This window comes from Streptomyces sp. ID05-26A, assembly GCF_033794685.1.
Lineage (GTDB): Bacteria > Actinomycetota > Actinomycetes > Mycobacteriales > Pseudonocardiaceae > Lentzea.
This window is the reverse complement of the sequence record NZ_JARAYZ010000002.1, coordinates 1,574,563-1,598,234: the sequence shown is the minus strand read 5'-3', so window position 1 is coordinate 1,598,234 and position 23,672 is coordinate 1,574,563. Positions and strand designations below refer to the sequence as shown.

Annotated in this window: 21 protein-coding genes; 11 read left to right on the top strand and 10 right to left on the bottom strand. The window is 70.6% G+C overall.

Annotated elements, in window-relative coordinates:
* Window positions 1-108 precede the first annotated feature (108 nt).
* Window positions 109-2,427 carry a DUF7617 domain-containing protein gene (locus tag PV646_RS22965; RefSeq protein WP_500344228.1) on the top strand — a complete coding sequence of 773 codons (2,319 nt, stop codon included), beginning with the start codon at window positions 109-111 and terminating at the stop codon, window positions 2,425-2,427.
* 19 nt (window positions 2,428-2,446) lie between these two features.
* On the opposite strand, the gene PV646_RS22960 is transcribed toward PV646_RS22965, so the two are convergent.
* Together PV646_RS22960 and PV646_RS22955 are read right to left on the bottom strand one after the other, a co-directional pair.
* A complete protein-coding gene (locus PV646_RS22960; RefSeq protein ID WP_500344227.1) occupies window positions 2,447-3,079 on the bottom strand; it encodes a response regulator transcription factor in 633 nt (210 codons plus the stop codon).
* Window positions 3,067-5,022, bottom strand: coding sequence for a sensor histidine kinase (locus tag PV646_RS22955; protein WP_500344226.1), 1,956 nt, complete (start codon window positions 5,020-5,022; stop codon window positions 3,067-3,069). Before PV646_RS22955 ends, PV646_RS22960 begins: the two co-directional genes overlap by 13 nt.
* A 143-nt stretch (window positions 5,023-5,165) precedes the next feature.
* On the opposite strand from PV646_RS22955, the gene PV646_RS22950 reads away from it, so the two are divergent.
* Window positions 5,166-5,834 (top strand): hypothetical protein, encoded by a 669-nt coding sequence (locus PV646_RS22950; protein ID WP_500344225.1) that lies wholly within the window; start codon window positions 5,166-5,168, stop codon window positions 5,832-5,834.
* Here the strand turns inward: PV646_RS22950 and PV646_RS22945 are convergent.
* Entirely contained in the window at window positions 5,831-6,856 is a 1,026-nt protein-coding gene (locus PV646_RS22945) for an SDR family oxidoreductase (RefSeq protein ID WP_500344224.1), read from the bottom strand. The two genes, PV646_RS22950 and PV646_RS22945, sit on opposite strands and share 4 nt — an antisense overlap.
* 101 nt (window positions 6,857-6,957) lie before the next feature.
* Here PV646_RS22945 and PV646_RS22940 point away from each other — a divergent pair, with 101 nt between their 5' ends.
* The 4 genes from PV646_RS22940 (at window position 6,958) to PV646_RS22925 (ending at window position 10,640) form a co-directional block, all read left to right on the top strand.
* A complete protein-coding gene (locus tag PV646_RS22940) occupies window positions 6,958-7,542 on the top strand; it encodes a TetR/AcrR family transcriptional regulator (protein ID WP_500344223.1) in 585 nt (194 codons plus the stop codon).
* 112 nt (window positions 7,543-7,654) lie between these two features.
* The gene (locus PV646_RS22935) at window positions 7,655-8,731 is read left to right on the top strand and encodes a TetR/AcrR family transcriptional regulator (RefSeq protein WP_500344222.1); all 1,077 of its coding nucleotides are present in this window, start codon (window positions 7,655-7,657) and stop codon (window positions 8,729-8,731) included.
* The gene (locus tag PV646_RS22930; protein ID WP_500344221.1) at window positions 8,728-9,318 is read left to right on the top strand and encodes a transcriptional regulator; all 591 of its coding nucleotides are present in this window, start codon (window positions 8,728-8,730) and stop codon (window positions 9,316-9,318) included. The genes PV646_RS22935 and PV646_RS22930 overlap by 4 nt, the downstream gene beginning before the upstream one ends.
* A complete protein-coding gene (locus tag PV646_RS22925) occupies window positions 9,306-10,640 on the top strand; it encodes a PEP/pyruvate-binding domain-containing protein (protein WP_500344220.1) in 1,335 nt (444 codons plus the stop codon). Before PV646_RS22930 ends, PV646_RS22925 begins: the two co-directional genes overlap by 13 nt.
* Window positions 10,641-11,240: 600 nt before the next feature.
* Here PV646_RS22925 and PV646_RS22920 read toward each other — a convergent pair.
* On the bottom strand, window positions 11,241-11,828 hold the full coding sequence (locus PV646_RS22920; protein WP_500344219.1) for a histidine phosphatase family protein: 588 nt from the start codon (window positions 11,826-11,828) through the stop codon (window positions 11,241-11,243).
* A 225-nt stretch (window positions 11,829-12,053) separates the two neighbouring features.
* On the opposite strand from PV646_RS22920, the gene PV646_RS22915 reads away from it, so the two are divergent.
* The 3 genes from PV646_RS22915 to PV646_RS22905 all read left to right on the top strand — a co-directional run bounded on the left by PV646_RS22915 (window position 12,054) and on the right by PV646_RS22905 (window position 15,269).
* Window positions 12,054-12,515: a hypothetical protein gene (locus tag PV646_RS22915; RefSeq protein WP_500344218.1), complete on the top strand. Its 462-nt coding sequence runs from the start codon at window positions 12,054-12,056 to the stop codon at window positions 12,513-12,515.
* A gap of 103 nt (window positions 12,516-12,618) precedes the next feature.
* Window positions 12,619-13,830, top strand: coding sequence for an NAD(P)/FAD-dependent oxidoreductase (locus PV646_RS22910; RefSeq protein ID WP_500344217.1), 1,212 nt, complete (start codon window positions 12,619-12,621; stop codon window positions 13,828-13,830).
* Entirely contained in the window at window positions 13,827-15,269 is a 1,443-nt protein-coding gene (locus PV646_RS22905; protein ID WP_500344216.1) for a cryptochrome/photolyase family protein, read from the top strand. Before PV646_RS22910 ends, PV646_RS22905 begins: the two co-directional genes overlap by 4 nt.
* Here PV646_RS22905 and PV646_RS22900 read toward each other — a convergent pair.
* Complete coding sequence (locus tag PV646_RS22900) at window positions 15,266-16,129, bottom strand: MerR family transcriptional regulator (RefSeq protein ID WP_500344215.1); 864 nt, start codon at window positions 16,127-16,129, stop codon at window positions 15,266-15,268. The two genes, PV646_RS22905 and PV646_RS22900, sit on opposite strands and share 4 nt — an antisense overlap.
* The gene (locus PV646_RS22895) at window positions 16,126-16,413 is read right to left on the bottom strand and encodes a WhiB family transcriptional regulator (RefSeq protein ID WP_500344214.1); all 288 of its coding nucleotides are present in this window, start codon (window positions 16,411-16,413) and stop codon (window positions 16,126-16,128) included. The genes PV646_RS22900 and PV646_RS22895 overlap by 4 nt, the downstream gene beginning before the upstream one ends.
* Window positions 16,414-16,572: 159 nt before the next feature.
* Between PV646_RS22895 and PV646_RS22890 the strand changes: the two genes are divergently transcribed.
* Window positions 16,573-17,946, top strand: a complete 1,374-nt coding sequence (locus PV646_RS22890; RefSeq protein WP_500344213.1) for an alpha/beta hydrolase — start codon at window positions 16,573-16,575, stop codon at window positions 17,944-17,946.
* Here the strand turns inward: PV646_RS22890 and PV646_RS22885 are convergent.
* The 4 genes from PV646_RS22885 to PV646_RS22870 are packed head-to-tail and all read right to left on the bottom strand — an operon-like array spanning window position 17,921 to window position 22,376.
* Complete coding sequence (locus PV646_RS22885) at window positions 17,921-19,273, bottom strand: GH1 family beta-glucosidase (protein ID WP_500344212.1); 1,353 nt, start codon at window positions 19,271-19,273, stop codon at window positions 17,921-17,923. The genes PV646_RS22890 and PV646_RS22885 overlap by 26 nt on opposite strands.
* 22 nt (window positions 19,274-19,295) lie before the next feature.
* Window positions 19,296-20,183 (bottom strand): carbohydrate ABC transporter permease, encoded by an 888-nt coding sequence (locus PV646_RS22880; RefSeq protein WP_500344211.1) that lies wholly within the window; start codon window positions 20,181-20,183, stop codon window positions 19,296-19,298.
* Between the two features lie 4 nt (window positions 20,184-20,187).
* The gene (locus PV646_RS22875; protein WP_500344210.1) at window positions 20,188-21,108 is read right to left on the bottom strand and encodes a carbohydrate ABC transporter permease; all 921 of its coding nucleotides are present in this window, start codon (window positions 21,106-21,108) and stop codon (window positions 20,188-20,190) included.
* Window positions 21,109-21,119: 11 nt separating this feature from the next.
* The gene (locus PV646_RS22870) at window positions 21,120-22,376 is read right to left on the bottom strand and encodes an ABC transporter substrate-binding protein (protein ID WP_500344209.1); all 1,257 of its coding nucleotides are present in this window, start codon (window positions 22,374-22,376) and stop codon (window positions 21,120-21,122) included.
* 205 nt (window positions 22,377-22,581) lie between these two features.
* Between PV646_RS22870 and PV646_RS22865 the strand changes: the two genes are divergently transcribed.
* Window positions 22,582-23,643, top strand: a complete 1,062-nt coding sequence (locus PV646_RS22865; RefSeq protein ID WP_500344208.1) for a LacI family DNA-binding transcriptional regulator — start codon at window positions 22,582-22,584, stop codon at window positions 23,641-23,643.
* Window positions 23,644-23,672: the final 29 nt, after the last annotated feature.

Below are 23,672 nucleotides of genomic sequence, written 5' to 3'. Positions count from 1 at the left end.
GGGGCAGACCTGCCGTGCACGCGGGTGAGGGGGTGTTTCGAGCACGGGCGAGGTCCCTAGCGTCGGCGGTCTGTTCCCGAACTCACCGCCGCTGAAGGGACCTCGCTCGTGCGAAGACGTTTGCCGGCGCTGGTGCTAGCGGGCGTGCTCGCCGGCAGCACGCTCACCGCCGCTGTTCCGGTGGCCGCCCAGCCACCCGAGTCCACTCTCACCAAGTCCGTGCAGGGCGTGTCCGACCCCGCCTCCCACGGAGACACCGCCTCCTGGGTCGTGTCCTACTCGAACGGTGCCAACGGCGCCGCGACGATCACCGACCCCATCGGCGCGGGCCAGACCCTGCTCGCCGGTTCGCTGCAGGTGCCGCCGGGCTGGACCGGCACCGAGGGAAACCTCGTCACCGCAACACATCCGAACGTGCGCAACGGTGGCAAGGCGCTGTCCAGCGTGCTGACGCCACCGGTGCAGGCCAGTGCGACCGCGACCGGTGGTGACGGCTTCATCCCGATCCTGCACCGCACGCCGGAAGGCCGCCTGCAGGCCTGGAACATGTACCACCACCTGGGTTTCACCAACCCGAAGCTGGTGTGCACCGACCTCGCGACCAGTGCGCTCTGCGCGGGCGGGCCGTGGCCGAAACCCCTCAACACGAACCCCGGCCCGTTCGGCTCGGGCTTCACCGGCAACATCGCCAGTCCCCTGGCGGCGCAGTACGTCCGCGACGAGACGAACCCCGCCCGCGTGTACTACTCGGCGACCACGCCCGGGACGCTCGGCGTCGGCTGCCTCGACCTCGCCGCTCCCGGTAACTGCGGCTACTGGCCGCTGATCAACCGGGCGGGGCAGACGATCGAGATGGCGGGACTCGTCCGGATCGGCGGGAACCTCTACGGCGTCGCGAACACCGGCCAGGTGGTGTGCTGGACGCCCTCCACGCAGACCGCCTGCGGTGGCCAGCCCTACGCGCCGATCGTGCCGTTGACCAACCACGGCAACTACTACCTCGGCGCGCTGGCCGTCGCCGGGGGCAAGTTGTTCGCGTCGTCGTCCAACATGAACAGCGGCACCCCGACGATGGGCTGCTTCGACCCCGGCACGACGAGCCTGTGCGCGGGCTGGCCCTCCCCGAAACCGTTGGGGCCCCTGGGCAACTACACCTACAACGCCTTCAGCGCCTACGGCTCGACGGGTCAGGAGACCGGCGCGTGTGCGAGCACGGCCGGCGCCACGAACATCACCACCTGCTACGCCGTCGACGGTTCGGTGCTGCCCAACGGGGTGACCGGACTGGCGAGCCAGACCTGGGTGTTCACCCCGGAGGTGGTCCGCACCGGTGACCGCGTGCGCAGCTACTTCGGCCTCTGGGGCGGTGCCTACCCGGCCGGCGCGACGATCTGCCACGACTGGAGCACAGGGACGTCGTGCCCCGGGTTCTCCTCGCCGGTCACCCACCCGGCCGCCAACGGCGGCGTCACGAGAGATTACGGCTACGCCTACGACGCTCCCACCGGCTGTCTGCTCGGTCTGGGAGACGCGGGCGTGCTGTTCTCGATGGATCCTGACACGGGGGCGTCGCCCTGCGTCCGCAGCGGCGCCTCCGTGTCGATCACCCCGTCCCAGTTCTACTGCGACGGCAAACCGCACACCACCACCTACACCAAGGCGAGGCTCGTCGGCATGACCCCGGCGAACGTGAACTTCGGCGCGTCCACGGTGAAGGCCGTCGACGGTGGCGGAAACCCCGTCGCCACACCGGGTTTCGCCCCGGACGGCACGGTCGACCTCGCTGGCGTCACGGCGTCCTCGCTGACGCTCACGGCAACGCTCGTGCTGAACAACGCCGCGGACTTCGGCGGCGGCAACCAGCCGTCGCTTGCCGTCGAGTTCACCGGGGACGCACCGCAGGTGTGCTTCCGCACCACGGTCGCCGCGGACTGCGCGGTCACGTCCGTCGCCAACACCGCGGGCGGTACCGACGCCACCGGCGGCTTCTCGTCCAACACGGTGACGCGCCAGGTCGCACCAGGTGCGGCGTGCCTGCCGAACGTGGTGGTGAACAAGGAGATCTGCGGCTCGTACACGCCCTCGCACTGCAAGGCGGGCGGAGCCGGTCCATGGGTGAAGCAAGCGCCCGTGGGCGTCCTCGGCCTGCTGTTCGCCACGGCGTACTGGCGGGTGACCGTGACCAACAACGGCCCGATCCCGATCGTCGACGCGTACGTGGTCGACGACGTGGAGCCCGCCTGCCAGACCGGGCCGTTCACGTTGCAGCCCGGTGAGTCCGAAGTGGTGCACTGCTCGACCTACGCGTTGCTGGCGCTGTTCCCCTTGACCAACAAGGCGAAGGCGAAGTACACGCCGGTCAACGGCACCCGTCTGTACACCGAGTGGTCGTCCGCGAAGGCGTGTTCACTGCTCTGCGCGTTGTAGTCCCGTCAGTGGAGGAGCATCAGCCGTACTCGGCCAGGTAGGTCAGGACGGCCAGCACCCGGCGGTGCTCCTCCACGTTGGCGGCCAGTCCCAGTTTCGCCATGATGCTGCCGATGTGGGTCTCGACGGTGCGTTCGTTGAGCCAGAGCCTGCGGGCGATGGCGACGTTCGTGCAGCCCTCGGCCATCAGTCCGAGCACCTCGCGTTCGCGCGGGGTGAGCGCCCCGGTGGTGGGCCGTCCGAGCAGCCGGCCCACCACCTCGGGGTCGAGCGCCGACCCGCCCGCGGCGACGCGCGCGATCGACTCCAGGAAGTCGTCGACGTCGAGCACGCGGTCCTTGAGCAGGTATCCGAACGCGCCCTGGCTGACCAGGGCGACCGAGTGCTTCGTCTCCACGTGCTGGGACAGCAGGAGGATGGCCACTCCCGGCTGGGCGGACCGGATCCGGCGGGCGGCCTCCGCGCCGTCGTCCTTGAGCCCCGGTGGCATCCGAACGTCCACAATGGCCAGATCAGGCTCTTCCCTGGCCACCACGGCCACCAGTGTCTCGGCGTCGGCGGCCTTGCCCACGACGTCGTGGCCCGCGTGGGAGAGCAGGCTCGCCAGGCCCTCGCGGAACAACGCCGAGTCCTCGCCGATCACGATGCGCACGGCAGCACCGCCTGGATGGTCGTGCCCGAGCCGGGCCTGCTGCTCAGGCGCAGTGAACCGCCCAGTGCGGCGACGCGGTCGGCCAGTCCGGCCAGACCGGAACCGGTCTTCGGGTCGGCGCCGCCGCAGCCGTCGTCCCTCACCCACACGTTGACCTCGTCGGCCTGCTGCGTGACGCGGACGGTGATCGTGCTGGCGTGCGCGTGCTTGGCGGCGTTGGTGATCGCCTCGGCGGCGACGTAGTAGGCGGTGATCGCGATGTCGTCGGTCAGCGGTTCGGACATGATCTCCAGAGCCACCGGAACCGGCAGCGTGTTCGTGAGCGCGGCCAGCGCGTTGTGCAGGCCGTCGTCGAGGCTGGTGGGACGCAGGCCGTGCGCGATCTGCCGGAGTTCGGCGATGGCGGTGGCCAGTTCGGCGACGCCCTGGTCGAGCAGCGCGTGCACGTCGACCTCGCCGGTGGGCAGCCGGCGCTGGGCGAGCCGCATCGCCATTCCCAGTGACACCAGCCGTTGCTGGGCGCCGTCGTGCAGGTCGCGTTCGAGCTTGTGCCGTTCGGCGTCCCCGGCCTGGATGATCCGGGCGCGGCTCGCCTCCACCTCGCGCAGGGCGGTGGCGAGCTCACCGCGCAGCCGGGCGACCTCGACGAGGCTCGCGGCGGCGGTGGCGACGACCTTGAGCACCGCCGGGGTGGTGCCGGACGCGGTGAGGACACCGATCTGCGTGCCGCCCAGGGTGATCGGGACCAACGAGGCGTCGGCCACCGGTGCGCCGTGCGCGTCCCTGAAACCGGCGGGGAGCAGCAGGCCGACCCGGAGCGTGGGGTCGCGCAACGCCGTGCGGAGGGTCGCCTCGAGCTCCTCCGGTTGCGCGGCCTGGGTGTGGACGCGGTGCTGCAGGTCCTCGATGGCGAGCAGGGCCGCCCTGGTCCGGGGGAAGAGCCGCCGGTCGACCGCGCGATGCAGGCGCCGCTGGACCGGTGTGAGCAGCACCGCGCAGATCGCCGTGGCCCCCGCCGCGGCGGCAGGGGAGTCCTGACCCACCACGAGACCCAGCGTCAGCGCCGACACGGCGTAGGCGCCGACCAGGACCAGCAGGACGATCGTGTAACTGATCGTGTCGGCGAGCACGCGATCGACGTCGTAGAGGTCGTGACGCAACATGGCGATGCCGACCGAGCAGAACAGCGCGACGATCGTGATGACGCCGAACACCGTTGCCACGACACCACTTCGGCCGGTCACGACGATCTCGGCGAGGCACACGACCGGGTACGCCGTCACCGCGAGCCCGGCGAACGCGAGCCACTTCAGCTGCGCCCGCACGACTCCGGCGGACCTCCGGAACCGCGCCACCAGGGAGATGCCGGCCGCCAGCACCGTCAGGACCAGCCCGATGGTGACGACGTAACTGAGCACGTGCACCACGTCGGACGGCGGTCCCCACGGATGCGCGAGACCTTCCATCGGTTCGGTGAACGGCTCCCTCGGCGTCGCGCCCAGTGCCTGCTGCGCCAGGGCGAGCACGACGATCAGCGGTGGCAGCCCGCGCCACCGCCCACTGGGCACTCGGCCGTCCGGGAAGTGCAGCAACAGCAACGCGACCGCGGCGAGCAGCCACCAGCCGCTCTCGTTGAGCAACGCGACCACGCGGGCGTCCAGCGGCACCGATCCCGGATCGCCGAGCCAGGTCCGGTAGTAGACGTCGCGCGTGGCCAGGAAGACCACGATCGTCCCGGCCCAGGCCAGCAGCGGGCCGACGGGGTTGGCGCGCACGCGGAACTCGATCGTCACGCCCAGCGCCGCCATCGCGAGCCCGAGGACGGCGAGGCCCGCGAAGGCGAGGGCGGGCTGCGGCGTGCGGACCAGCAGCCAGGCGCCGCCCGCCGCGAGCACGGCGGAGACGCCCAGAAGACCCGGCCCTGCCGGTCGCGGCCACCTCATCGGCCCAGGGTAAGGCCGGTGCGACGGCATGGCCTCCGTGTCAGCACGGAGACGGGGTACCGGGCCGGTACCGATGTGCCGGACGCGCCCGGACCGGTTCGCTGAGGGCCATCGAAACCGGCACTCCGAAAGGACCAGGGACCATGTCCGTCGACATCACCGCGACGCACGACACCGCCGCCACCTCCACGCGGGGACGCGTCGCCGTCCTCGCGGTCGTCCTGGGTGTCACGTCCGTCGCCGCCGTCGCGGGTGGACTGCTCTGGCCGGAACCCGCGGCCGGCGGCGAGACCTACTCCTACGCCGACATCGTCGTCCGGCGTGACCTGTGGTGGGGCCTGCTGACCGGCCTCGCGGCCATGCAGGTCGTCAACATCCCGTTGCAGGCACTGGCGGCGATGTTCCTGGTCCGGCGCCGGGGCAGTGCCGGGGTCACCTGGGGTGCCGCGCTCATGTGGATCGGCACCGGGCTGCAGGGTGCCGGCGGCGCGGGCTGGGCGGCGGCCTACTTCTTCCCGACCGACCCCTCCGTCGGCGCGGCGGCCGGTGAGGCGGTGTTCTCGGCGGCGAACGACTCGGCTCAGCTGTTCGCGTTCCTGATCCCCGGTGCGGTGCTCGTGTTGCTCGGCACCGTGCTGCAGTGCGTGGGGCTGTTCCGCTCGCACGCCGTCCCGAAGTGGGTGCCGGTGCTCCTGCTGTTCGTCGTGGTCTCGTTCGTGATCCCCGGCAACGGGCTCGCCGGTCTGCTGACCAGTGTTCCGATGGCCGCCGGTGCGATCGCGCTCGGCTACTACGCCTGGCGCGCCGCCTAGGCCGGGACGGCGTTGTGGGAGAGCAGGCTCTCGGCGGTCTCGGCGATGCTGTCCTCGATCGGGCGCGGCCGCCACCCGAGCACCCGCTGGGCCTTGGCGCTGCTCGCGTTGAAGTCCTGCCCGAGCTGCGGGCGCAACGAGCGCATCTGCGGGTTGACCATCGCCAGGCCGCGGGCGACGGCGAGCGGGATCTCCTTCGCCGGAGCCTTCGCGGCCCGCTCGCCGAGCCGGTCGCGCAGGATCCGCGAGACCTCCACGATCCGCAGGCTCGGGCCGGCCTGCGCGACGAAGCGCTCGCCGGCGGCGGCGGGATCGGTCATCGCCCGCAGGTGCAGGTCCGCGACGTCGCGCACGTCGACCCAGCCCGTGGCGAACGGGGGACAGGCGGGCAGACCGCCCTCGAGCATGCCGCGGATGGTGCGCAGCGAGGGCGGGTCGTCCGGGCCCAGCACCGGGCCGATGACCGCGGCCGGGTGCACGGCGGTGAGTTCGAGGCCGTCGCCCTCGGTCGCGACGAACTCCCACGCGGCGCGTTCGGCCAGGGTCTTGGACCTCTGGTACGGCGGGACGTCCGCGTCGACGTTCGTCCAGTCCGCCTCGGTGAACGGCTCCGACCGGCGCGGATGTCCGTAGGCGATGGCGCCGAGAGCGCTCGTGAGCACGACCCGCCGCACACCCGCGTCCCGGGCCGCCTGCAGCACCCGCAGCACGCCGTCACGCGCGGCGGAGATCATCGCCTCCTCGCTCTCCGGCGCGGTGCGCAGCGTGGGCGAGGCGACGTGCAGGACGTGGTCACAGCCCGCGACCGCCTCGGTCCAGCCGTCGTCACCGCTCAGGTCGGCCCGCACGACGGTCAGCCGCGAGTCCTCGAACTCGGTCGCGCCGTGCAGCAGGGCCCGCAGCGCCGGCTCTCGTTCGAGGCTGCGCACCGTCGTGCGGACGTCGTACCCCGCCTCCAGCAGTGCGACCGCGCACCAGCTGCCGATGAACCCGGTTCCGCCGGTGACCAGCACTTTCGACATGGTCTTCTCCTCTGATGCCAACTTCCGGACGATCCTCCGCAAGTGAGTGCGAAACTAGCGGAGGATTGTCCGCATGTCAAAGGCAGGGCATCATCGCAGGCATGAACGAGGACACGCCGGGCACGTACGGCACGCAGCGCAAGGCCGCCGCGCGCAACCGTGTCGCGATCATCGAGGCCGCTCACGAGCTGTTCGCGGAGAACCCGCTGGTGACGCTCAGTGAGGTCGCCAAGCGCGCCGGAGTCGGCCCGGGAACGCTGTACCGGCACTTCCCGACCCGCGAGGACCTGATCCTGGGCGCCTACCAGCACGACATCGAACGCCTGACCACCGCCGCCGACGAGGTGCTGGCGCGCAACTCCTCGGCCAAGGTGGCGTTCGTCGAGTGGTTCGAGATGCTGTCGGCCTACATCCGCCTCAAGCACGGCCTCGGCGACGCGTTGCACAGCGAGGCGGCCCAAGAGATGGTCCGCGCGTCTTGGGGACCGGCGACGGAGGCGGTGACGAAGCTCGTCGACGCGTGCGTGGCCGAGGGCACGATGGCCGCTGGGCACGACCCGGCGGACGTCATCATGCTGATGAGCTTCCTGTGGCGGGTCCCCAACAACGACGCGGGTGTGGCTCAGGGGAGGCGTCTGATCGCCATCGTGTTCTCGGGCCTGGAGAACGACCCCAAATCGCTTTAGGTGTGGCGCCGGTGGTCGAGTCACGTCACTGAGGCAAGGTGCCGCTGCGGTTCGGATGATGAGGTAATCTGGATGTTCAGAACATCTCAAATGCGTTCGGCGAGGAGTGGCGATGGTTCGGCTGACTCGGGTGCAGCAGCAGGCGCGCACGCGTGCCGCGGTGCTGGCGGCGGCGAGGGACGAGTTCGCCGAGCACGGGTTCCTGCCCGCGAAGGTCGACCGGATCGCCGAACGGGCGGAGCTGACGCGGGGCGCGGTGTACTCGAACTTCCCGAGCAAGCGCGCCCTGTACCTCGCCGTGCTGATCGACCTGATCGAGAAGGCCGCCGGGGGCGAGCCGCTGGCGTCGGTGTCGCCGACGTCGAGGGTCGACGCGCTGGGGGTGTTCGCGCGGGTCTGGCTCGAACGGCTGCCGCTCGTCGACGATTCGGCGCCGGGTGGCCGTCTGCAGCTGCGGTCGCTGGAGGGTGTCTTCGAGGACGAGCGGGGCCCGGCCGTGCTGGCGCAGCTGGCCCGGCTGGAGGCGTTGCTGCTGGCCATCGCCCTCGAACGGGGTGCTCCCGTCCGGCGGGTGCGGCTGGCCGAGCTGGTGCTGACGATGCTGTCCGGCGCGGGACACCGGGCCGAGACGTCGCCGGGGTTCGGCGACCCGTTCGACGTGGCGCACGCGTGCAGGCACCTGGCCGGCATCGAGCTGGAGGACGTCTGGGCGCCGCCGCACCTGCCGTACGTCGCCCCGGCGCAGGCCTGTTCCGACGCCTGGACCGCGCCCGAGGGTCTCGTGGACCAGATCAGCGGTGGGCCGGTCGACCTCGGGGACGGACTGGTCGTGGTGCTGGGCGCGGGGCGCCTCGGTGCGGCCGAGGAGGCCGTGCGGTCGGCGCAGCCCGGTGAGACGGTCACGCTGGCCGTGGTCACGGGTGATCCGGAGGAGACGGGCCGTCTCGTCCGGCTCCGGGTGATGGACGCGGTGGGCTGTCTGAGGAGGGTGTACGCGTCCGAGGTCTGGCAGCACGTGCGGCTGGTGCTCGACGACGACGCGCTGGTGGCGTCGGCGATCGGTCTCACGGGTTCCGGTGACGACACCGAGTCCGCGGTCAGCGTGCGCGGCGGCGTGATCGTCGCCCGCGCCCACGGCCGTGGTGCCGGGTACGCCGCTGGAGCGCGCCGGCGGGAGGCGACGCAGTGACGGTTCTGCACGCGTTGCGTTGTGTCGGCACGAGCGGACTCACCCGCGTGGCGTCGTTCACGGGGCTGGCGGAGTCCGATGTGGAATCCGAGCTGATCGACCTCGCGGTCGCCGGTCTCGTGACGCACCACAGGGGTTTCGGCGGGTGGGCGCTGACCGAGTCCGGCCGGGCCGCCGACGCCGCCGCGACCGAGGCCGAACTGGAGTCTGTCGGCACTCGCTCCGCGCTGGCGGAGGCGTTCGAGTCGTTCCTCGTGCTCAACCCCGAACTGCTCGAACTGTGCACGGCGTGGCAGATCCGTTCGGTCGACGGCGTCGTCAACGACCACTCCGACACCGTCTACGACGCTCGCGTGCTCGCTCTGTTCGCGGACCTGCACACCCGCGCCGTGGTCGTGATCGCCGCACTGGCCGCCGCGGTGCCGAGGTTCGCGCGCTACGACGCCCGCCTGTCCGAAGCGCTGGCCGACGTCCAGGCGGGGAAGGTGGAGCGCCTGGCCGACACCATCGACTCGTTCCACACGATCTGGGCGGAACTGCACGAGGACCTGCTCGCCACGCAGGGGATCGCCCGATGGGCTGGGTGAGGCACCTCTCGGCCACGCTCGACGACCCGCCGGAGGTGGTGGGCGGCAAGGCACACGGCCTCGTGCTGCTGCACCGCCTCGGCCTGCCGGTGCCCGCCGGCGTGGTCGTCACCACCGAGGCCTGCCGGGCGTTCCTCCGAGACGGCACCCTCCCCGCCGGGCTTGCCGACGAACTGTCGGCCGCCGTCGTGCCTTGGGGACCGTCGGTCTCCGTGCGCTCCGGCGCGGCGGTCTCGATGCCCGGCATGATGGACACGATCCTCAACCTGCGCCCCACACCCGACGCGCTGGCCGAGGCGGTGAAGTCGGTGTTCGCGTCCTGGAACACCCCACGCGCCCGCACCTACCGCACCCTGCACGGCATCCCGCACGACCTGGGCACCGCGGTCGTCGTGCAACGCATGGTGTTCGGCGACCACGACGCCCACAGCGGCTCCGGTGTCGCGTTCAGCCGCGACCCCACCACGGGCGACCACGTGCCGTTCGGCGAGGTCCTCTTCGGACACCAGGGCTCCGACGTCGTCTCCGGCCGTTCGCTGACCGAGCCCTTGAGCGCGCTGGCCGACCGCGAACCGCTGGTCTGGCGCACCCTGCTCGACGCCCTGAACCGGCTGGAACAGCACTACCGCGACGCCTGCTACGTCGAGTTCACCTACGAGGCCGGCACCCTGTGGCTGCTGCAGGTGCGACCGGGCCGCTTCACCGGTGCCGCCGCCATCCGACTGGCCACCTCGCTGGCCGACAGCGGCGCGATCACCCGCGAGGAAGCACTTCTCCGCGTGTCGCCACACCACCTCCGGCACGTCCGCACACCCCGGATCACTTCAGATGACGACGTCATCGCACGAGGCCTGGGAGTCTGCCCGGGAGTGGCGACGGGCAGGGTGGCGCTCACGTCCGACGAGGCCGTGCGCCTGGCCGCCGACGGCCCGGTGGTCCTGGTGCGGCCGGAGACGTCGCCGGACGACATCCGCGGCCTGGCGGCGGCCACCGGCATCGTCACGGCGCGGGGAGGCCCGGCGAGCCACGCGGCCGTCGTGGCGCGCTCCATGGGCAAGCCGGCTGTGGTCGGGGTGGCCGATCTGGTGGTGGGCAGCGGCTCGATGGTGTTGCCGGGGCGCGTTGTCGGAGCGGGTGAGGTGGTCGCGATCGACGGGACCAGCGGCGTTGTCGTTCTCGGGACGCCGCGGGTGGTCACGGCGGGGTCGGACGGGGACCTGCGGCGGTTGCTGGGGTGGGCGGACGAGGTGTCGGGGGACCGGTCCGCGCGGGAGGAGGCGGAGCGGCTTCGTGCCGCGCAGGCCGTGCTCGGGCAGGGGTAGGGCGCACGCCGGGTGGGTGCTCGCTGGGTGGGTGCTCGCTGGGTGGGTGCTCGCTGGGTGGGTGCTCGCTGGGTGGGTGCCAGTTGGGTGGGCGTTGGCTGGGCGCTCGCAGGCTGGCACTCGCTGGCTGGGCGTTGGCAGCTGGGTGCTCGCTGGGTGGGCGCTCGCTGGGGTGGGCGCTCACAGACTGGGCATTGGGTGGGTGGGCGCTCGGTGGGTGGGCGGTTGCTGGGTGGGCGGTTGCTGGGTGGGCGGTTGCTGGGGTGGGCGCTCACAGGCTGGGCGTTGGGTGGGTCGGCGTTGGCTGGGCGTTCGCTGGCTGGGCGTTCGCTGGCTGGGCGTTCGCTGGGTGGGTGCCGGCTGGGTGCCAGCTGGCTGGCACTCGCTGGGGTGGGCGCTCGCTGGCTGCGCCCGCTGAGTGGGGCACTCGTTGACCTGAGGTGGACATTGGCCAGGGGCGAGGCACACCTGCTTGGGTGCACGCCTGCGGTCTGGACGTTCACCGGATCTGACGTTCGCCCGCCCAGGCGCACACCGGCCTGCCACAGACCGGCCTCGGCGTGAGCCAGGCAGGGCGGGGTCAGGTCCGGGGTGGCGGGCTCAAGGCCGGGTGCCCGGCCCGAACCCCGTCCACCGCAGCTCCTCCGGCAGATGGCTCATGTCGTTGTACACCAACAAAGCCGGCAGCGACCCGGCACGGAACTGGAGCGCGGTCAGCCCGGTGTTGCCGCAGCTCATCGAGAGCCACCGGTCCGGGGGCGCGCCGAGGGCGTGTCGCACCAGCCAGGCCACCTGGTAGGCGTGCGTGACCAGGACCTCGTGCGACTCCGTGTCGGCCGGGCGTGCGAACCGGTTCGTGAGGGCCTCCGCGAGGGTCGCGCCTGCTGCTGCCTCCGCGGTGTCGTAGCCGTCGAAGAAACCTGCCCACGCGGGCGGGGGAGCGGCCGGTACGTGCGGCACGTGGTCCACGAGTTCGGCTGCCTCGGCGACGGCCGCGTCTGGCAGGTGTTCGCCCAGGATTCGTGCCGTGCTCGCGGCCCTGGCCAACGGTGAGTGCCACACGGTGCCGATCGGCAGCCTGGCCAGGCGCCGGCCGAGGAGGTGCGTCTGGCGTTCGCCCGCGTCGACCAGCTCGCCGAACGGGTCCGCCGCGCCGTGACGCACCACGTAGAGGTGCCGTGTTGCCATCTGTGTTCTCCCAGGTTGTGAACATCGGGATGGTAGCAACATCTGGATTTCCACGGTCGGCCTACGGCGGTAGGCACTGCGCTGGTGCGGACGGGTGAACTGCGTGCCACTCGTCATGCAGGTCGGGGATGGTCGTTTGACCATGGCTGAGTTGCGGTTGTAGCAACACAGAATTCCGTGTGCGGGGGCCACAGTCGGGGCCGACGCGAAGGAGACGGGGAGTCGATGCACCGACTCGATGACGTGCAGGCCAGGGAACTCACGCTGGCCGCGGTGGGTGCGATCAACAGGCGTGATCACCTGTGGTCGTCCGATGCCGTGCAGTGCCTGGCATCGGACGAACGGACGCGGGTGGTCGCGATCGACACGTGCGCCGCGATTCTGTTGCGCGGTGTTCCGCGTGGATCGCTGAACCCGGCTGTTCGCATTCCGATGTCCGTGCCGGCGACGCGGGGCGACCAGGCCTCCGCGCAGGCGGTCGAGGTGGCCTCGGAGGTGTTGAGCGGCCTGGCCTGCGGGCACGACGGGCGTGTCGCGGCGGCGTTGGAGACGTTGACGGAAGATCAGCAGTTCGACGCGCTGCTGGTGCTGGTGCGCGCCGCGGCGGCCTGGATCGACGCCTACGTGGGGATCGACGGAGACACAGTGGACGCCTACTACGCGATCTCCAAGGCGGAGATGACCTGACGCGCTGAAAGTTCTCGCGCCGTTGTGCGGGCGGTCCGCGCCGCCCATACGGTCGTTCGGGGAGACCGGTGACGTGACACCGGCCCGACGCTGGAGGACACGAGTGATCGTCGTGGTGGGAGCCGGTCTGGCCGGGCTGAGCGCCGCGCTCGAACTGGCCGCGGCGGGCGTCGAGGTCACGGTGCTGGAAGCGGGCGACGAGGTCGGTGGCCGGGTGCGGACCGACGTCGAGGACGGCGTGCGGTTCGACCGCGGGTTCCAGATCATGTTGCCCGCCTATCCCGAACTGGTGCGGCTCGGGCTGGATCCGCTCCCGCTCAGGCACTTCAGGCCCGGCGCGTTCGTGCACGACAACGGCAGGCACGACCTGCTCGCCGATCCGCGCAGCGGGCCCTCCGCCTGGGACGGGTTCCTGCGCCAGCACGTGCTCGGCGCGCGGGACGTGGCGGCGGTCGCCCGGTTCTCGGGCCCGGACGCCTTCGGCCCGGTGCGGCCGCTGTTCACCGCGCCGGACCGGACGACGCGCGATGCGTTGCGGCGGCTGGGGGTCTCCGACCGGGCGGTCGAGGCGGTGTTCCGGCCGTTCCTGTCCGGTGTGTTCCTGGAACGGGAGCTGACCACGTCGTCGAGGTTCTTCCACCTGGTGTGGCGGAGTTTCGCCCGGGGTGGTGCCGCGGTGCCCGCGCTCGGCATGGGCGAGCTGCCGAAGTCCATGGCGGAACGGCTGCCCCAGGACACCGTCCAGCTGGAGACAGCGGTGAAAGCCGTGCACGACAACGGGGTCGAACTGGAGGAGGGTGGGCGAGTCGCTGCCGACGCCGTGGTGGTCGCCACGGACGGCACGACCGCGGCCCGGCTGCTGCCGGGACTGGCCGAACCCCGCTGGAACGGTGTGACCACGTGGTACTTCCGGCCGCCGCGGTCCCCGTTGCGCGACGGATGCCTGGTGGTGGACGCCAACGGTGGTCCGGTCGTGAACACCGCCGTCATGTCCGAGGTGTCGCGCCCGTACTCACCGCGCGCTCCGCTCGTGCAGGCCTCGGTGGTCGGCGACGCCGGCGAGCAGGCGGTGCGGCAGCACCTGAACCGCCTGTACGGCACGGACACCAGCCGGTGGGAAGTGTTGCGGCGCTACGACATACCGCATGCGATCCCCGCGATGACCGCGCCACACCGGCTCAAGCAGTCCGTCCGCGCGGGCGGACGCCGGTACGTGTGCGGTGATCACCGTGACACCAGCTCGATCCAGGGAGCACTGCACTCGGGCCGCCGGGCCGCGCGCGCCGTGCTGGCCGACCTGCGTGGTGACCGGTGACGTTGCTGCTGTTCGGCGACCAGCTCGGCCCGCAGTTCCACACCGGCCACGACGAGATCGTCATGATCGAGTCGGCGGCGGCCCTGCGCCGCAAGCCCTACCACCGGCAGAAGCTGCACCTGGTGCTGTCGGGCATGCGCCATCTCGCCGCCGAGTTCCCCGACCGCGTCAGGCTCGTGCGCGCCGGCACCTACCGCGAAGCGATCCGTGAGCTGGACGGTCCGCTCGTCGCGTACCAGCCGGGTTCCGCCGCCGCACATCGGATGCTGACCGAGCTCGGTGTCACGATCATGCCCACTCCCGCGTTCGCCTTGTCCCGCGACGAGTTCTCCGCGTGGGCGGGCACGCGCGAGCGGTTCCTGATGGAGGACTTCTACCGCTACCAGCGCACTCGCTTCGACGTGCTGATGGAGGGCGAGAAGCCGATCGGCGGACGGTGGAACTTCGACACCGAGAACCGCGAACCGCCACCGAAACGCGGGCGGCTCGGCGTGCCGGCTCCCTGGTGGCCGGAAGAGGACGAGATCGACGCACGGGTGCGTGCCGACCTCGACGCGATGGACCTGCCCGCGGTCGGCAGGGACGGGCCACGCCGCTTCGCCATCACGCGCGAGGAAGCGCTGAACGCACTGGAAGTCTTCCTGCGCGACCGTCTGCCGCACTTCGGCCCGCACGAGGACGCCGTGCTGACCAAGGACTGGACGATGGCGCACTCGCTGCTGTCGGTGCCGCTCAACCACGGGCTCCTGCACCCGCTGGAGGTCGTCTACGCGGCGGAGGACGCCTACCGGGACGGCGTCGCGCCGCTGGCGAGCGTGGAGGGCTTCGTCCGGCAGGTGCTGGGCTGGCGCGAGTACGTGTGGCACCTGTACTGGCACCTGGGCCCGGAGTACCAGCGGCGCAACGGTTTCCGAGCCACCACCGAACTGCCGTCGTGGTGGGCGGAACTCCGGCCGGCCATGGTGCGCGCCGCCTGTCTGCGGACCGCGCTGGAAGGCGTCCGGGACCACGGCTGGGTGCACCACATCCAACGGCTGATGGTGCTCGGGAACCACGCCCTGCAGCGGGGTTACGACCCCGCCGCGCTCAACGACTGGTTCATCACGTCCTTCGTGGACGGTTTCCCGTGGGTGATGCCGGTGAACGTGATCGGGATGAGCCAGCACGCCGACGGCGGCGTCATCGCGACCAAGCCGTACCTCAGTGGCGGCGCCTACCTCAACCGCATGACAGATCACTGCGCGACGTGCTGGTTCGACCCGAAGAAGCGCACGGGGGAGCGGGCGTGCCCGTTCACCGCCGGGTACTGGGCGTGGCTCGACCGGCACGAGGCCCAGGTGAGCGGCAACCACCGGATGGCGCGTGCGGTGCAGGGGCTGCGTCGCATCTCCGAACTGGACGAGGTCCGCGCGAGGGAACGCGACCGCGAGATGTTCTAGCGCACGAGGGACAGCACGAGCTCGATCGCCTCGGTCAGGGACTTCGGCCGCCGCACGGACGGCGGCAGTGCGAGGCCCTCCCATCCGGAACCGGCGACGGTGAGCACCACCCCGGGCCGCGTGCCGAGCTGCTCCAGGGGGACGCGGAGCGCGAGGTCCTGCCGATGCGCCCAGATCAGCACGACCCTGGGACGCAGGCGGTCCACCGCGTCGCACAACGCTTCGGCGGGCACCCGCGCGCCGAGGTTGCCCCATCGGCAGTCCTCTTCGGACAGTGCGGCGCCGAGGGCTTCCAGCGGCAGCCAGTGCTGCTCCTCCGGCGCGCACGACAGCAACGCGGAGAGCACTCCCGGGCCGCTCGCCCGCGGGATCGAGCGCAGCGCGTGCAGGACGCTGCCGCTGGCCAGGTGCTCGACCTCTACTCCCTGGCCGCTCGTGACGACCAGCTCACCGAGTTCCACGAGGGCCGGTACGAACACCGACTCCCACGCGGACACGACACCGTGGTCCGCGAGGAGCTTCGCGGCGAGGTCGGCCATCGCCGGCTCGTCGAGGCGTTTCGCCGCCGACAGGAAGCCCCGGTGCGCGACCACGGCCTCCCCGGTGCCGATCGGGACGCGCGGGCCCTGCGGACGGGCGGCCGGTTGCTTGCGCGCCAGCACCGCCGCGGCGGACGCGGCCACGCCCTGGGCGGTCAGTCCGACCATCCGGCGCAGCACTTCGACGTCCGCGTCCTCGTAACGGCGGTGGCCGCCGTCGGTGCGAACGGAGGGACCCAGGCCGTAGCGCTGGTCCCAGGTGCGGAGCGTGGTGGGGGCGATGCCGAGCATGCCTGCCACTGCACGAGGCGTGTATGTCACGTCCTACGTGCGCGTTTCGCGAGAATTGCCCTCAACTCACTTTCACCGAGTCCACCCCAGATGCCGAAGGTCTCGTGGACCTCCAACGCGTGTTGCCGGCATTTTTCCATGACCGGGCAGCGCTGGCAGATGGCCTTGGCCTCAGCCTCGCGGCGGTCGCGTGCGGCGCCTCGTTCGTTCGGGGTGTGGAAGAAGCTGGCGCTGTCCATGCCACGGCACAGGCCGGAGAGCTGCCAGTCCCACGACTCCACGACGGGTTGAGGCAGACGGGACAGTTCAGGCATGACGAGCACGTCCTCTGCATGGTCGACCTCTGTTGGGAGGGCCATCCTAAAATCGACTCAGAAACGACGCAACTCGGGATATTGAAAAACCCTATGAGAGCGCTTTCTCCCCTAGGGTGGGTCGCTCCACTGCGAAGCCGAGGGGGCAGCGTGCGGCCGGTGAGGCGGGTACTGGCGACATCCATCGCGGCCGTGGTTCTGGTCGTTTCCGCAGGTGCGGCGCATGCCGAACCAGCGCCGCCCCTCACGTGGGCGGCCTGCCCTGACGACCAGGAGGGCGAGTGCGGCACCCTGACCGTGCCGCTGGACTGGGACAGGCCGCAGGGCCGGCGGATCGACCTCGCGATCGCCCGGCACAGGGCCACCGACCCGGCGCGACGGATCGGCGTGCTGGTGGTCGACCCCGGCGGACCCGGCGGTTCGGCGGCGGAGTTCGCGCTCTCCCGCCTGTTCAGCCCGGAGGTCCGCGCCCGGTTCGACATCGTCGGCATCGACCAGCGGGGCACGGGCGGCAGCCTGGCGATCCGCTGCGCGGACCTCATGCCCGGGCAGCCGTCGACCCATCCGCAGGACGAGGCCGGGTTCGCCGCGCTGCTGAGGCACAACCAGACCGTGCTCGCGCGGTGCCGCGAACGGAGCGGGCCGATCTTCGACCACGCCGACGGGGCCACCGTGGCGCGGGACATGGACGCGGCACGGCGGGCGCTCGGCGAACGGAAGATCAGCTACTTCGGCCTGTCTTACGGCACGACGTTCGGCCAGACGTACGCCGAGGAGTTCGGCGGTCACCTCCGGGCGATGGTCCTCGACAGCGTCGTCGACCACAGCGCGGACCTGCGGAGATTCGTCGGGGACCGGGCGGCCGCCTCGGACGACTCGTTCCGGGAGTTCGAGAGGTGGTGCGCCGGCTCGGCCTCCTGCGTCCTGCGCGGGCAGGACGTCCGCGCGGCCTGGGAAGCGGCCCTGGTTCGGGCAGACGGAGAGCCGGGCGGACGGCAGACCCTGCTCGACGACATGTACTTCGCGCTGCGCGGCCCCGACTGGCTCTACGCGGCAGACCTGATCACCGGCGCGGCACGCGTGGGGGTCCAGGACTTCGAACCGAACTACGAGTCGGTCGTGCTGGCCTCGGTGTGCCAGGACTTCTCGCTGCGGATCAGGAACTTCCGGGACTACGAACGGATGCGGGCCGAGGAGCTCCGCCGCTCACCGATCATGCGCGGCAGCTTCCTCGGCCACGACGAGGCCACCGCCTGCATCGGCGTGCCCGGACGGCCCGCCAACCCGCCCCACCGCCTCGACATCGGCGACGCGCCGAAGATCATGGTCATCAACTCGAGGTACGACCCGACGACCCCGCACGAGTGGGCGGTCGACATCAAGAGGCAGGCACCGCGCAACACCGCGCTGCTGACCTACGAGGGCTGGGGCCACATCGCCTACCCGCGCAGTGCCTGCACTCGAACCAACGTCGACGACTACCTGCTGGAGCTGAAGACCCCGGCCGTCAGCTGCCCTGCCGTGCTTCCGTGATGAAGTCGCGGTACCAGCGGTAGCTGGCGCGCGGGGTGCGGACCAGCGTCTCGTAGTCGACGTGCACCAGGCCGAACCGGTGCTTGTACCCGTGCGCCCACTCGAAGTTGTCGAGCAGCGACCAGCAGAAGTAGCCCCTCAGGTCCACGTCCGCTGCCTGCGCCGCCGCGATGTGGTCGCGCAGGTAGGCGATGCGTTCGGTGTCCTCGAAGCCGTCCACGTCGGGGTAGACGCAGCCGTTCTCGGTGACGTAGACCGGCGGCAGGTCCGGGTGCCGCGCCTTGAGATCGGCCAGCGCGGTCGTCATGCCGACCGGTTCGACCGGCCAGCCCATGCCGGTGCGAGGCACGTCCGGGAGCTGGGTCGTGTCGACGCCGATGTCGTGCGCGGTGCGCTTCGACGGATCCGGCTCGCGGTGCGGCGCGTCGGCGACGTGCAGCCGGTAGTAGTAGTTCAGGCCGACGTAGTCGAGCGGCTCGCTGATGATCGCCAGGTCGCCGTCCTGCTGGAACGAGAAGTCCGTGATGTCACCGAACATCGGCTTCAGCTCGTCCGGGTAGGCCGCGCCGAACAGCGGGTCGCTGAACTGCCTGCGCAGCAGGACGTCCTGACGGGTCGCGGCGGCCACGTCGGCGGGGGAGTCGCTCACCGGCACGGTGGGGGACTGGTTGAGCACGATCCCGAACTCCTGTTCGGGCAACCCGTTGGCGCGCATCGACTGCACGGCGAGTCCGTGGCCGAGCAGCAGGTGGTGCACCGCCGCCAGCGCGCCGTGGCCTTCCCGTGCGCCGGGTGCGTGCCGGCCTTCGCCGTAGCCCACGATCGACGAGCAGTACGGCTCGTTCAGCGTCGTCCACTTCCGGACGACGTCCCCGAGTTCCTCGTGCACGACGGCCGCGTAGTCGGCGAACCGGTGGGCCGTGTCGCGATCGCGCCAGCCGCCCTGCTCCTCCAGCGCCTGCGGCAGGTCCCAGTGGTACAGCGTGAGGAAGGGCTCGATCCCCTTGCTCAGCAACGCCTCGACGAGCCGCCGGTAGAAGTCGAGGCCGCGCTGCTCGACCTTCCCGTGCCCCTCCGGCAGGATCCGGGACCACGAGACGGAGAACCGGTACGAATCGACGCCGAGGTCGGCGAGCAGCCGCACGTCCTCCGCCCAGCGGTGGTAGTGGTCCGCCGCCACGTCGCCGGTGTCACCGGACGCGACGGCGCCCGGCACGGCGGCGAAGGTGTCCCAGATGGACGGACCGCGGCCGTCGAGCCGCGCCGCCCCCTCGATCTGGTAGGCCGAGGTCGCCACGCCCCAGCGAAAGCCGTCCGGAAAGCTCACAGCAGTCTCCCAAGTAGAAGGGTCAGCCCTTGACGGCGCCCGACATGATGCCGCCGACGATCTGACGGCCGAACAACAGGAACACGGCCAGCACGGGGACCGTGCCGATGGTCGCCGCGGTCAGCACCAGCGTGTAGTCCGTGGTGTAACCACTGGCCAAAGTGGACAGAGCGGTCTGCACCGTCGGGTTCTCCGGCGTGAGCACCACGAGCGGCCAGAAGAAGTCGTTCCACGCCTGCATGAACGTGAACAGCCCGAGCACGGCCGCCGCCGGGCGCGCCGCGGGCAGCGCGATGTGCCAGAACAGCCGCAGCGAGTGGCACCCGTCCATCCGGCCCGCCTCGAGCAGCTCGTCCGGGATCGCCCGCTCGAAGTACTGCCGCATGAAGAACACGCCGAACGCCGTCACGAGTCCCGGCACGATCACCGCGTGGATCTCGCCGGCCCAGCCGAACTCGGCCATCATCATGTAGAGCGGGATGATGCCGAGCTCGGTCGGGATCGCCTGCGTGCCGATGATGAGCAGCAGCAACACGTTGCGGCCGCGGAACTTCAGCTTGGCGAACGCGAACCCGGCCAGCGTCGAGAACAGCACCACCGACAGCGTCACCGTGCCCGACACGACGATCGAGTTCATCAACGCCAGCCAGAAGTCGGTGGTGTCGAAGACCCGCGTGATGTTCGCGAACAGGTGGCCGCCCGGCACCAGGACGGGCGGCACGCTGTCGATCGCGTCCGGCGTCTGCGAGGACACCACGAACGACCAGTACACGGGGAAGGCCGACCCGGCGAGCACGGCGATCAGGGCGGCGTACGTCCACGGCCCGGCGACACGACGGGCCAGCCTGCGCGCTCTGGCCGTCGGGCCGGTGGGCCGCACCGGCGCGGGGCGTTCCAGCACAGCGGTCATGGGGTCACTCCGTCCGGATCCGTTTGGTCACGAGGTAGCCGAGACCGGCGACGACCACCGTCGCGAGCGCCAGCACGACCGCGATCGCCGAGCTGTAGCCGAACTCGTACTTCGTGAAGCCCTGCTCGTACAGGTACAGCGCGGCGGTCTGGAACTGCCGGTCGGAACCACCGGTCGCGGCCGCCGCGCCGGGGTTGAACAGCAGCGGTTCGGCGAGCAGCCGCATGTTGCCGGTGGTCGCGATGATCGTGGAGAAGATGATCTGCGGCCGCAGCAGGGGAACGGTGATCCGCCAGAACTGCTGGCGGCCGTTCGCACCGTCCAAAGTGGCCGCCTCGTAGAGGTTGCCCGGGATCGCCTGCATGGACGCCAGGAAGATCAGCGCGTGGTAGCCGGACCAGCGCCACACCACCATCACGGCGATCGCGATGTGGGAGGACGCCGTGCCCGCCTGCCAGTCGATCTGCCCGGCCCCGACCATGCCCAGCAACCAGTTGATCAGGCCGAAGTCCCGGCCGAACAGCTGCGCGAAGATGATCGTCACCGCCGCCACCGAGGTGATGTTCGGCAGGATCACGCCCATCCGGAACAGCGTGCGGGTGCGGACCTTGCGGTTGAGCAGCTGCGCGACCCACAGCGCCAGCAGGATCTGCGGGACCGTCGTCAGGAGCCACAGGCTGAGCGTGTTGCCCATGGCGTTCCAGAAGTACGGGTCCGCGAACAGCTGCGTGTAGTTGGCGAACCAGACGAACCGCGCGGCGTCGGCGTCGATCAGGTTGCGTGCCTGCAGCGAGACCCAGACCGTGTAGAGCAGGGGGAACAGCCCGAAGACACCGAAGATCAGGAAGTACGGTGCCACGTACCCGTACGGCGCGAACCTCGTGTCCCAGCGGTGCCTTCGGGTCGTCTTGTCGATCACTGCCATTGGTCAGCTCGTCACTTCTGGACGTCGGCGACGAACTGGTTCCACGATTCCTCGCCGTTCTGCTTGCCCTGTTCGACGCGCTGCATCGCGCTGCCGATCGCGGTCTGGATGTCACCGGCCTTGGGACCTTGGTACTGCGGGTTCAGCTTCTTCGCCGCGTCGGTGAACAGCTTGCCGATCGGCGCGTCGTTGAAGTACGGGTTCTTGTAGTCCACGATCGCCGGGTCCTCGTACAGCTTCGGGGTCGACGGCAGCAGCCCGGCGCTCTTGAACACCTTGGCCTGCTGCTCGGGCGCCGTAAGCCACGCCGCCAGCTCCACGGCCTTGTCGACGTTCTTGCCGGACTTCGGCACCGTCAGGTACGAGCCACCCCAGTTGCCGCCACCGCCGGGCACGGACGTGACGTCCCACTTGCCTGCGGCCTCCGGACCGGCCTGGTCCTTGATCTTGGCCATCTGCCAGGCGGGGCACGTCACGGTCGCGAACTGGCCCTGCTTGAAGCCGGTGTTCCAGACGGGCGTGGAGTACAGCAGCTTCGAGGAAAGACCGGACTGCACGCCGTCGACCACGAGGTCCCAGCCCGCCTTGATGTCCTTGTTCTCGCCCACGATGATCTTGTCGGACTTGTCGTAGTAACCGACCGGGGTCTGGCCGACGATCGCGTTGAGCACGCTCGGGCCGCCGTCGAACCACTTCACGCCCTCGGGCGCCTTCTCCTGGAACTTCTTGCCCGCGGCCATGAAGTCCTGCCAGGTCGGCCACAGCGCGGCGACCTGGTCGCGGTCGGCCGGCAGACCGGCGTTCTCCAGCAGGTCGCGGCGGTAGCAGATGGCGAGGCCGCCGACGTCGGTGCCGTAGCCGATCTGCTTGCCGTCCTTGCTGAGCGAGCCCTCCCACTTCCAGGCCAGCCAGCGGTCCTTGAGCTGGTCGCCGCCCTTGGTGTTGAAGTCGACGAACTTGTCCGGCGTGGCCTTGAACTGGTTGATGTACCCGGTGTCGACCGCTTCGATGTCCGCGTTGCCGCTGCTGGTGGCGAGGTGCGCGGCGAGGTTCTTGTGGTGGTCGGAGTACGACGCGGTGCGGTCCGAGATCTCGACGTCCGGATGCGCCGCCATGTACTCCTTGAACAGCTCGGCGTAGCCGAAGTTGCCGAACAAGCCGATGGTCAGCTTGGTCTTGCCGCCGGACGCGGTGCCGCTGCCGCAGCCGCTGAGCACCACGGCCGCAGCCAGCGCGGCGCAGCCGAGTGCGAGTGCTTTGGGGCGCATTTTCCGGGCCTCCGTTGGTTTTTGGGCGCGCTGAAACAGAGATGTGGTTCTTCGAGAAGATTTGTGTGGCGCCTATGACAGCGGTGTTGCACACCGCCCGTCAAGTAACGAAACGATAAACAGATCGTTTCGCGCAGGCGTTTGACTAGCAGAAGTGCTGCTCGTAGGGTCTATGTAACCGCTTACGGTGGGATCGGGAGGTCAGATGGCGACCGGGCGAGAGATCGCCCAGCTCTGCGGCGTGTCCGTCGCGACGGTGTCGCGCGTCTTCAACCAGCCGGGAACGGTCAACGAGGAAACGCGTTCCCGCGTCCTGCGCGTCGCGAAAGAGCTGGACTACCGTCCCAACGAGTCCGCACGGGCGTTGTCGACGAAGCAGTCGACGATGATCGGACTGGTCTGGGACACCGACCACCGCAGGCCGGGCTGGCGCCACCCGTACCTGCAGGACCTGTTGATAGGCCTGAAGTCCGCGTTGAGCGCGCACGGTTACCACCTGCTGATGCTCGCGACGAGCGGCGACGCCCGTGAGGTCGGAGCATCGCTCGCGGACCCGGTCGGCTACGTGAACATGACGCGCCGCCACCACCTCGGCGGCCTCGTCCTGATCGACAGCGGCTCGGACGCCGAGGCGTTCGAAGCCTTTGCGCAGTCCGGAGTTCCGTGCGTCGCGCTCGACGTCGCGGTCGAAGGGCCCCGCGCCACCTACGTCACGTCGGACAACTTCGGCGGCGCACAACAGGCCGTCCGGCACCTGGTGGGTCTCGGCCACACGCGGATCGCCACGATCACCGGGCCCCTGGACAACCAGCCGTCCGACGCGCGTGTCTCGGGGTACCGGGCGGCGTTGCGCGAGGCCGGCATCGAGCCGCGCGACGAGTACGTGGTGTCCGGCGACTTCTACCGGGCCAGCGGAACCGCTGCCATGAAACGGTTGCTGGCGTTGGACCCGCCTCCCACGGCGGTGTTCGCGGCCAGCGACGAGATGGCCGTCGGGGCGTTGCTCGCCGCCCGTGCCGCCGGGGTGCACGTGCCCCGGGACCTGGCGCTGGTCGGGTTCGACGACATCGAGATCGCCTCGGTGGTGGAGCCCGCGCTGACGACGGTGGCGCAGGACAAGCCGGGGTTCGGGGTGGCGGCGGCGAAGGCGATCATGGCGATGGTCACCGGTGGGGAGTGCGAGTCGCCGCTGGTGTTGCCGGCCCAGTTGGTGGTGAGGGGGTCCTGCGGGCCTGTCGGTGGTGTGGCTCGGGACGGCGTCGAGTGATCTCGTGGTCGTGCGTCCTGACCTGGTAA